Source organism: Nocardiopsis listeri (genome assembly GCF_020741345.1).
GTDB lineage: Bacteria > Actinomycetota > Actinomycetes > Streptosporangiales > Streptosporangiaceae > Nocardiopsis > Nocardiopsis listeri_A.
This window is the reverse complement of record NZ_DYZD01000320.1, coordinates 1-9,632: the sequence shown is the minus strand read 5'-3', so window position 1 is coordinate 9,632 and position 9,632 is coordinate 1. Positions and strand designations below refer to the sequence as shown.

9 protein-coding genes and 1 riboswitch are annotated in these 9,632 nt (G+C 69.5%); of the genes, 4 read left to right on the top strand and 5 right to left on the bottom strand.

Features of this window, described 5'->3' with window-relative positions:
- From K8V84_RS17190 to K8V84_RS17180, 3 genes are all read right to left on the bottom strand, one after another.
- On the bottom strand, positions 1–780 hold a 780-nt coding region (locus tag K8V84_RS17190; RefSeq protein ID WP_304076122.1), incomplete at its 3' end, for a 3-hydroxyisobutyryl-CoA hydrolase.
- Positions 780–1,922 (bottom strand): acyl-CoA dehydrogenase family protein, encoded by a 1,143-nt coding sequence (locus K8V84_RS17185; protein ID WP_304076121.1) that lies wholly within the window; start codon positions 1,920–1,922, stop codon positions 780–782. The genes K8V84_RS17185 and K8V84_RS17190, both read right to left, overlap by 1 nt.
- A complete protein-coding gene (locus K8V84_RS17180) occupies positions 1,919–3,418 on the bottom strand; it encodes a CoA-acylating methylmalonate-semialdehyde dehydrogenase (RefSeq protein WP_304076120.1) in 1,500 nt (499 codons plus the stop codon). The genes K8V84_RS17185 and K8V84_RS17180 overlap by 4 nt, the downstream gene beginning before the upstream one ends.
- Before the next feature lie 27 nt (positions 3,419–3,445).
- A riboswitch (cobalamin riboswitch) is annotated at positions 3,446–3,574 on the bottom strand.
- A gap of 30 nt (positions 3,575–3,604) precedes the next feature.
- Here K8V84_RS17180 and K8V84_RS17175 point away from each other — a divergent pair.
- Both K8V84_RS17175 and K8V84_RS17170 read left to right on the top strand, forming a co-directional pair.
- The gene (locus tag K8V84_RS17175) at positions 3,605–3,826 is read left to right on the top strand and encodes a hypothetical protein (RefSeq protein ID WP_304076119.1); all 222 of its coding nucleotides are present in this window, start codon (positions 3,605–3,607) and stop codon (positions 3,824–3,826) included.
- Positions 3,827–4,378: 552 nt separating this feature from the next.
- Positions 4,379–5,647 (top strand): MFS transporter, encoded by a 1,269-nt coding sequence (locus K8V84_RS17170; protein WP_304076118.1) that lies wholly within the window; start codon positions 4,379–4,381, stop codon positions 5,645–5,647.
- Between the two features lie 20 nt (positions 5,648–5,667).
- On the opposite strand, the gene K8V84_RS17165 is transcribed toward K8V84_RS17170, so the two are convergent.
- Entirely contained in the window at positions 5,668–6,261 is a 594-nt protein-coding gene (locus K8V84_RS17165) for a TetR/AcrR family transcriptional regulator (protein ID WP_304076117.1), read from the bottom strand.
- Between the two features lie 521 nt (positions 6,262–6,782).
- On the opposite strand from K8V84_RS17165, the gene K8V84_RS17160 reads away from it, so the two are divergent.
- Together K8V84_RS17160 and K8V84_RS17155 are read left to right on the top strand one after the other, a co-directional pair.
- On the top strand, positions 6,783–7,886 hold the full coding sequence (locus K8V84_RS17160) for an exo-alpha-sialidase (RefSeq protein WP_304076116.1): 1,104 nt from the start codon (positions 6,783–6,785) through the stop codon (positions 7,884–7,886).
- A gap of 2 nt (positions 7,887–7,888) precedes the next feature.
- The gene (locus K8V84_RS17155) at positions 7,889–8,173 is read left to right on the top strand and encodes a MoaD/ThiS family protein (protein ID WP_304076115.1); all 285 of its coding nucleotides are present in this window, start codon (positions 7,889–7,891) and stop codon (positions 8,171–8,173) included.
- A 33-nt stretch (positions 8,174–8,206) separates the two neighbouring features.
- Here the strand turns inward: K8V84_RS17155 and K8V84_RS17150 are convergent, their stop codons facing one another.
- The gene (locus K8V84_RS17150) at positions 8,207–9,397 is read right to left on the bottom strand and encodes a DUF418 domain-containing protein (protein WP_304076114.1); all 1,191 of its coding nucleotides are present in this window, start codon (positions 9,395–9,397) and stop codon (positions 8,207–8,209) included.
- Between the last annotated feature and the right edge of the window lie 235 nt (positions 9,398–9,632).

Genomic DNA, 9,632 nt, shown 5'->3' with positions numbered 1-9,632 from the left:
GTCCCCGTGGGCGCGCAGCCGTTCGATGATCTCCTCGGCGGTGTCGGCGGAGTAACAGGAGTCGATCCACGAGCGCCGGTCGGCGAGCGTGCCCGCCGGCGCGATCTCCGCGAACCGACCCACCGCCTCGGTGACCGCGCGCTGCGAGTCCAGGCCGGTGAGTGCGGCGGCCAGGTCGCGCAGCCGTTCGGAGGGCACGAAGTGGTCGGCCAGACCGACGTACAGGGCGTCGGCGGCCCCGATCGGCGTACCGGTCAGCGCCAGGTGGGTACCGGTCTCTCCGGGCGCCCGCGACAACAGGAAGGTGCCGCCCACGTCCGGGACGAACCCGATGGTGGTCTCCGGCATGCCCACCTTGGAGCGCTCGGTGACCAGACGGACGCCGCCGTGCGCGGACACCCCGACACCGCCGCCCATGACGACGCCGTCCATGAAGGCGACGTAGGGCTTGGTGTAACCGGCGATGTGGGCGTTGAGGTGGTACTCGTCCCGCCAGAAGCGGGCGGCGCCGTCATCGCCGTCGACGGCGCTGGCGCGGATGGCGCGGATGTCGCCGCCCGCGCACAGACCCCGGTCGCCGGCACCGTCGACGAGCACCACGGAGACGGACTCGTCCTTCTCCCAGGAGTCGAGGGCCTCGGCGAGGGCCAGGACCATGTCGTGGTCGAGGGCGTTGATGGCGCGCGGCCGGTTCAGGGTGGCGTGGGCCAACCCCTTGTCGACCCGTAGGAGCACCGTGTCGTCGGCGGGGGCGGTGGCATCGATGGTGGAGTCGGACATCAGGCGGCCCCGGTGAGTCCGCGAGCGATGATCAGGCTCATGATCTCGTTGGTTCCTTCCAGGATTCGGTGCACCCTCAGGTCACGCACGATCTTCTCAATTCCGTACTCGGCGAGATAGCCGTACCCCCCGTGCAACTGGAGGGCGTGGTCGGCGACGGTGTAGCCGGCCTCCGTGGCGAACCTCTTGGCCATGGCGCACAGGTGGGCGGCGTCGGGAGCACCGTCGTCCAGGGCCGTTGCGGCCCGCCACAGCAGGGAGCGGGCGGCCTCCAGTTCGGTGGCCATCTCCGCCAACCGGAAGCGCAGCGCCTGGGCGTTGATGAGGGCGACCCCGAAGGCCTCGCGTTCACCCAGGTAGGAAACGGTGTCCTCCAGGGCCCGCCGGGCACCGCCCAGTGAGCAGGCGGCGATACCGAGACGGCCGCCGTTGAGGCCGTTCATGGCGATGCGGAACCCGTCGCCCTCCGCGCCCAACCGTCGGTCGGCGGGCAGGCGGACCCCGTCCAGGAGGACCTGTCGGGTGGGTTGGGCGTTCCAGCCCATCTTCGCCTCGTCGGCCCCGAAGGACACCCCGGGATCGTCGCGGTGCACGACGAACGCGGAGATGCCCGCGGCCCCGTCGCCGCCGGTGCGGGCCATGACCACGTACACCTCGGAGGCGCCCGCCCCGGAGATGAACTGTTTGGCACCGGACAGGACGTAGTGGTCGTCCTCGCGGACCGCCCGAGTGGTCAGGGCCGCGGCGTCGGACCCGGCTCCGGGTTCGGTCAGGCAGTAGCTGCCCAGGGCCTGCATGGTGCACAGCTTCGGCACCCACCGGGCGCGCTGGGCGTGGTCACCGTAGCGGTCGATCATCCAGGCGACCATGTTGTGGATCGACAGGTACCCGGCCACGGAGGGACACCCGGTGGCCAGCGCCTCGAAGGCGAGGACCCCGTCCATCCGGCTCAGGCCGGTGCCCCCGAACTCCTCGGAGACGTAGAGACCGCCCATGCCGAGTTCGGCGGCCTTGCGGAGCACGTCGACGGGAAAGTGCTTGGCCTGGTCCCACTCGACCGCGTGCGGTGCGAGGTGCTCGTCGGCGAAGGCGCGCGCGGTCTCGGCGAGGGCGCGCTGTTCGTCGGTGAGCGCGGCGTTCATCGGACGACCGGGATCGTGAACTCCGCGCCCTCCTTGACCCCGGAGGGCCAACGCGAGGTGACGGTCTTGGTCCGGGTGTAGAAGCGGATCGAGTCCGGTCCGTGCTGGTTGAGGTCGCCGAAGCCGGACCGCTTCCAACCGCCGAAGGTGTGGTAGGCGATCGGCACCGGGATGGGCACGTTCACTCCGACCATTCCGGTGTTCACCCGGTGCGAGAAGTCGCGGGCGGTGTCACCGTCACGGGTGAAGATGGCGACTCCGTTGCCGTACTCGTGCTCACTGGGCAGACGCAGGGCCTCCTCGTAGTCGGCGGCGCGCACCACGGACAGCACGGGCCCGAAGATCTCCTCCCGGTGGATCCGCATGTCGGGGGTGACCCGGTCGAACAGCGACGGACCGGCGAAGAAGCCCTCCTCGTGGCCGGGCACGGTGTGACCACGACCGTCCACGACCAGTTCGGCGCCCTCCTCCACGCCCGACGCGACGTAGTCGTCGACCCGTTGGAGTGCCTCCCGCGAGACCAACGGACCGAAGTCCGCGTCGGGGTCGTCGGAGGCGCCCACCCGGAGCCCCGCGATGCGATCCTTGAGCTTGGCGACCAAGGCGTCGGCGGTCTCCTCGCCCACCGGGACCGCGACGGAGATCGCCATGCAGCGTTCACCGGCCGACCCGTATCCTGCTCCGATCAGCGCGTCCGTGACCTGGTCCAGGTCGGCGTCGGGCATGACGATCATGTGGTTCTTGGCGCCGCCGAAGCACTGGGCGCGCTTACCGTGCGCGGTGGCCGTGGAGTACACGTATTGCGCGATGGGGGTGGAGCCCACGAACCCCACGGCGGCGATCCGCGGGTCGGTGAGCAGGGTGTCCACGGCCTCCTTGCCACCGTTGACCACGTTGAACACCCCCGGGGGCAGACCGGCCTCGACGAACAGCTCCGCCAACATCAACGGCACCGAGGGGTCGCGTTCGGAGGGCTTGAGCACGAAGGCGTTACCGCAGGCCAGCGCGGGCGCGGCCTTCCACAGCGGGATCATGGCGGGGAAGTTGAACGGGGTGATGCCCGCGACCACACCCAAGGGCTGGCGCAAGGAGTGCACGTCGATGCCGGTACCGGCGTTGTCGGTGAACTCACCCTTGACCAGGTGTGGGATGCCGGCGGCGAACTCCACCACCTCCAGGCCGCGCTGGAGGTCACCGTGGGCGTCGGCGACGGTCTTGCCGTGCTCGGCGGACAGGGCCCTCGCGATGGTCTCACGCTCACTCTCGACCAGCTGCAGGAAGCGGAGCAGGACCCGGGCCCTGCGCTGCGGGCTCCAGGAACCCCATTCGACCTGCGCCCTCTCGGCGTCGGCGATGACCTGCTCGGTCTCGGCGCGGTCGGCGAGTGGCACCCGCGCCTGGACCCTTCCGGTGTTGGGGTCGTAGACGTCGCCGAAGACGCCCGATCGTCCTTGAACCTTCTCGCCCTGCACGAAATGCGTCAGCTCGCTGACCATACGTGTTCGCTCCATCCTCGTGGATCACACGGTTCCTTGGCCGCGGGCGGTGACCTGACTTCCGAGGGTCCTCCTCGGTCACAGTGGCGGGACCGCGCCGGACTCGCACCGGCTTCCCCACTCCGCGGTGGGGACACCATATAGTTGGACGTCCTAATAAATCCAGCCCCCTCGACCCGGCACTTGGTGTCGCTCACCGCCGCCACCCGCGTCGCCGACGTGCTTCCCGCCCTGCACGACCCGCGCGTGCGGCCCTACCGCACCCGGACCACCGAGGGCGTCTTCGTCAACGGCCTCGACGAACACCTTCGAGAAACGCAGATCCGACACATCTCTCGGGAAAGGGTGCGAAAAACAGAATTCGACCTCGCGATCACCGCGATCCGCGGAGACCACCTCCCCCATTGAAGAAGAAGTCCCGCACGCTCCCATGGCAACGGTTACAACCGAAAGCGGCCGCCAGGCGCCGGGAGGCCTTCGGCCCCTCCGGCCACACCCTCGAACACCGGGGACGTCCGGCACCCGGCCCCATCGCCCTCCCCCACAGCGAACAGTTCGACCGTCTCGCCCAAGCCCATCCCGAAGCACCCCACCGACCCACCCACCGAAAATCCCTCGACCCACGCCCCGGACGGAAATCCATCACCGTCAATTCCACCTGGAAGGACGAATCCTTTACGGAAGCCACCCGAGAACGGTCACCGAACCGCTCACCCGGCTTCCCTACGGCCACCACCGGGTCGCGCTCGCCCCGCACCCGAACGTGTGATCCTCACGATCCCCTTCGAGACCACCGTGGACCGAGTTCTCCGCTTCGCCGCAGACATCGGCCCGTCACGGCCGAGAAGTCCGACGCCCACGGGCCCTACGGGTGGGGACGGGCCGTCCGGCACCGGTCACGGTGCGTTCCCGGGCACCTTCTAGGCTGATACGGCGTTCCACGGAAGGACCGGTGCCCCCTTGTCCGACTCCACCGCCCCGACGTCGGCGTCACCCCTGGGCGGTCGGTTCTGGGCCTTCTGGTCCGCCGCCCTGGCCTCGAACCTGAGCGACGGGGTGGCGATGATCGCCATGCCCTGGCTGGCGTCCTCGCTCTCCCCCGACAACGCGGCGCTGGTGGCCCTGGTGGCCACCGCCGGACGGCTGCCGTGGTTGCTGTTGGCGTTGCCCGCCGGGGTGTTCGTGGACCGGTCGCCCCGGTTCACGCTGATGGTGCGCGCCAACTCCCTCCGCCTGGTGTTGTGGGCGGTACTGGCACTGGTGGTGTTCACCGGGTGGACGTCGATCCCGCTGTTGGCGTTCTTCGCGTTCTGTTTCGGTGCCATGGAGGTCTGTTACGACACCGCGGCGGAGACCGCCGTCCCGGCGCTGGTACCCCGGGAGCGACTGGAGCGGGCCAACGGGCACGTCCGTTCGGGGGCGGTGGTGGCGCAGGAGTTCGTCGGGCGTCCACTGGGCGGCTTCGCGCTGACGCTGGGCCCGGCCCTGCCGTTCCTGTTCAACATCGCGGCCCTGCTGGTGTCGGTGGTGGCGTTGGCGCGGATCCCTGTGCGGACCACCGAACACCCGAAGGCTCCCGCCGGGCGTGGGATGCGCGGAGTGTTCTCCGACGTGGTCGAGGGCGTTCAGGCGCTGTGGAACCGACCGTTGCTTCGGGCGGTCGCGATCATCTCGGTGTTCTTCAACACCGCGTACGCGACCCTGCTCTCCACCCAGGTGTTGTTCGTCCGCGACACCCTGGGATCGGGACCGACCGGATTCGGTCTGCTGATGGCCTTCGCAGCGGTCGGGTCGATCGTCGGCGGACAGTCGGTGGCGTGGCTGCGCTCGGTGTTGCCGCACGGGACCCTGCCGGTCTGGTCCCTGGCGGCCGTCGCCGTGCTGTACCTCGGGGTGGCGGTGTTCCCGAACGTGCCGGTGGTGGCCGCCGCGTACTTCCTCTCCGGCGGCCTGGTGATGGGCTACTCGGTGGCGATGACCTCGATCCGACAGCGCGTCACCCCCGACCACCTGTTGGGCCGGGTGAACGCCGCCATGCGCACGGTGGGCTGGGGTATGAGCGCCGTGGGCATGGCGGCCGGTGGCGTCCTGGTCGCCTCCCTGGCCCCTGCACTGGGCCAGGCCGACGCACTCCGAGTCCCCTACACGCTGGTGAGCGTGGTCGGCCTCGTCGTGGTGGTGTTCTTCGGTCGTCGGCTCACCGGTCTGGTACGCGAGTACGACGTCTGAGTCGACGGCCCTTCGTCGGTTCAGCTCCCCAAGGTGCGGAGCATCCGGTGCGCCTCGTCCATGCGGTGCGGGAAGGCGTCCGGACTGTCGGCGAGCTTCATGGCGGTGAGTTCACAGGCCATGGCGGTGTGTGCGGCCAGGACCGCGGTGCTCTCCTCCGTTCCCGCCTCGACCAGGGCTCCGGCGAGACGGAGCGCCCGTTGCTGTCGGGTGAGCAGGTAGCGGGAACGCAGGTCCACGCTCTCCCGGAGCAGGCGGACCAGCACCGCCGAGTGCGCCGGGGAGAGTGACGCGTAGGGCCGGGCGACCGCACCGGCCTCCCGGATCAGGCCGATCGCCGCGGCGAGGTCGGTGCCGGGCGGGCGTCCGGCCTTGTCCCGAACATAGGCGCACATGTGGTCCACCTCGGCGGCGTCGTCGGCGAAGAGGACCTGCTGCTTGTCGCCGAAGTACCGGAAGAAGGTGGTCCGGCCGACCTCGGCCCGTTCGGCGATGGCCGCGACGGTCACGTTGTCGAATCCGTGTTCGGAGAAGAGTTGGAAGGCGGCTGACACGATCATGGCCCGCGCCTTACGTCGTTTGCGCGCGTGGAGCGTGTCCGGGGGGTGTTGCATGAGGCGACCCTATCGATGGGAACTCGGTACTTCTTGGTACGCGGGACCGTCCATAGGGACAGTGGTCCCGAAACGGACCGCGAGTCCGAGAGAGCGGGAAGTCGTCCGGGCTGTTGAAGTGGTGGGATACGACCGGCGACCGTGGGCCTGGGGGAGCTTCGGGTAACCACCGGTTGGCCCGGGATTTTATTGCAAAGAGGTATGGGAGTGACAACCGCCTTCCACTAACCGGGGAACCCCTGCCCGGAAAGGGTTCCCCCCTGGCGGAAGTTATGCCTCTCAGGGGCGTCCTTTTCCCGTGAGTTCCCTGGAACCTCGCATAAAACATCGAGGGGAAATCGTTCAGGATCCTAACTATTAACTTTCCGAGGCGTCCGGAACCCCCGCACACGGCGCGATCAGTCGCCCATGGGCACGTACCGGACATCCGATCTTCACTCTCCGATACCCCCGGCCGGGACTCCCCGATCGTCGCTGCCCCGTGTCACAGTGGAGACCTAGATCACACCACGGGGTTCGACATGGCATATCTCCTGCTCATAGGCACACGCAAGGGACTGTTCACCGCGCGCAGCGAAGACCGGCGCACATGGGAACCGAACGGCCCGCACCGACTCGACGAGGCCGACGACGCCGGGATGGGTCCGGTGTACACCATTGGCATCAACCCGCACTCGGGACGCCTGCTCGCCGGCACCGAGAGCCGGCACTTCGGGCCCGGCGTCTGGCACAGCGACGACCTCGGCGCGACCTGGACCGAACCCGCCGAGGCACCGATCCGCTTCCCCGAGGACACCGAGGCCTCGCTCACCCGCGCCTGGCAGTTCGCGTTCGCCGACGACGCCGACACCGTCTACGCCGGCGTGGAACCGCACGCGCTGTTCCGCTCCACCGACGGTGGCGACGGCTTCACCCTGGTCAGGGCCTTGTGGGAGCACCCCCATCGGGCGGAATGGTTCCCCGGTGCGGGCGGTGGCGCGATCCACACGATCCTGCCGGGCACGCTCGGCGCCGGCGAACGCTCACCCGAGGCCATCACCGTGGCCATGTCCACGGGTGGTGTCTACCAGAGCGCCGACTCGGGCGCGAGTTGGGCGCCGGCCAACAGGGGCATCTCCGCGGGGTTCCTTCCAGACGAGGAACCCGAGTTCGGCCAATGCGTGCACCGGGTGGCGGCGGCCTCCGACGGCTCGTTCTACGCTCAGAACCACCACGGGGTCTACCGTAGCTTCGCACCCGCCACCGAAGGATGGAGCCGGATCGAGTCGGGTCTGCCCACCGACTTCGGTTTCGCCGTGGTCGCCCACCCGCACCGCCCGGAGTCGGCGTGGAACTTCCCGGTGGTGAGCCAGGAGGTGCACCTGCCACCGGACAACCGGCTGAGCGCCTACCGCACCGACGACTCCGGGGCCACGTGGCGGGCGGTCGACGACGGTCTGCCACGGGACCCCTACTTCGGGATCGTGCTGCGCGACGCGGCCTGCACCGATGGAGCGGACGTGCCCGGTTTCTACTTCGGCACCCGCAACGGCGACGTGTACGCGACCACGGACAACGCCGATCGCTGGCACCAGGTCACCGCACACCTTCCCGACGTGTTGTCCGTACGCGCGGTGGAGGTGTGAAGATGCGGGTGACCGTACACCTGCCGGGGCTGTTGCGCGCCGACGCCGACGGGGCCGCGCACGTGCCCCTGGAGGTCGGCGACACCACGGTGCTGCGCGGAGTGCTGGACGCGCTGACCGACCGCCATCCTGGGCTGGACCGGCGGATCCGGGACGACCGCGGTGAGCTGCGCCGGTACGTGAACGTTTTCGTGGACCAGGACGAGTGCCGGGCGTCGGGCGGTCTGGACGCCCCGGTCCACGAGGGCTCCGACGTTCGGCTGCTGCCCTCCGTGGCCGGGGGCTGAATCCTCACGCCGGAACCATGGGCCCCGCCGTTCTCACCTGTCCGGCTCCGGCACCGCAGGTCTCTCGCGGCGCAGTTCCTGGGGGCGAAGGTAGGTGACGCCACGCCAGACCCATTCCAGGGGGCCCAGTCGAAGACGGCTCAGCCACAGGCGGGCGGCCAGGGCCATCACCACGAAGTAGCCGGTGGCCAGCGCGTACTGCGCGAGCATGGGCACCTCGCCTTCGAAGGGCTTCATCAGCAGGAACACCGCGGTGCTGCCCAGGTAGACCGTGAGCGTCATGCGGCCCAGCGGCGCCAGCGCGCCCAGGGCCCTGGCCGCGGCACCGTTACGGCCCAGCAGCCACCACACCAGACCCAGGTAGAACAGGGCCCCGCCCAGGCCGGCCAGCGTGGACGAGAGGTTCACCGACATCTCGGCCGGTAGCGGGGTCACCGGGATGCCGTCGGGGCCCGACACCGGGACACCGTCGGGCCCGACCTCCCTCGGGAAGAGCAGGCCGGAGCCGATCAGCAACCCCATGCCCAGGACCTGTCCGATCAGTCCGCCCCAGATCATCGGCGCGATGAGCCGGTTCGGTCCCGTGAAGTCCGGCGAGAGTTCGGGGCGCCGGGCCAGCCACACGCCCACGCAGAAGAACCCGAGGGTCTGCGGGATCGGTCCGATCACCATGCTCTGGACCATCTCCGAACCCACGAAGGGCTCGAATACCGGTGAGGCGAGGAACAACCCGAGCGCGAACCACAGGGGTCGGTTCGGCGCCCCCGCCGTCATCAGCGGCAGCAACGGGGCGAGGAACAGCGCGGTGATCGCGTAGTGGGTGAGGATGTCCCCGCTGAACACCAGCAGGTGCGGGATTCCGAAGAGCACACCGAGGGCGACGTACCTGCGGAGCATGGTCACCAGGGGACGCCCACCACGACGGGCGACCGATCCCCAGGCCAGGACGGCTCCCACCCCGAGCAGCACCATCAACATGGCCCGGGCCCTGCCGGACATGAGCAGGGACACCCCGGTGTCCAGGGCCGACGCGAGAACGCTCGGCCCACGTTCACCGGTCATCTCCGCCGGAAAGACGACGGCGGTCGCGTTCATCAGGACGACGCCGATCATCGCGATCGCGCGGGCGACGTCGAGGAACGCCACCCGTCGACCCCGATCCGGTACGGCCGGTGCGGATCCACCGCCGACCGGCGCGGCGTCCGGGTTCGTGGCTGTGGTCAAGGTGGCGCCCCCTTCGGTTTCAACGAAGGGTCCAGCGTCACCCGCGCACCACTTCGCGCACATCCACCGAAAAGCCGAGCACCCGCAGGCTCGCCTCATACCTTCGGCCGACGCCCGCGGGGGAACCGGCGACCTAACCTTGGGCATCATGAACCGTGCCACCATCACGAACGGGCTGTTCGCCCTCGTCGAGCGCAGATCCCGGTCCCTGTCGCGGTTGACGGCGGCGGGACTG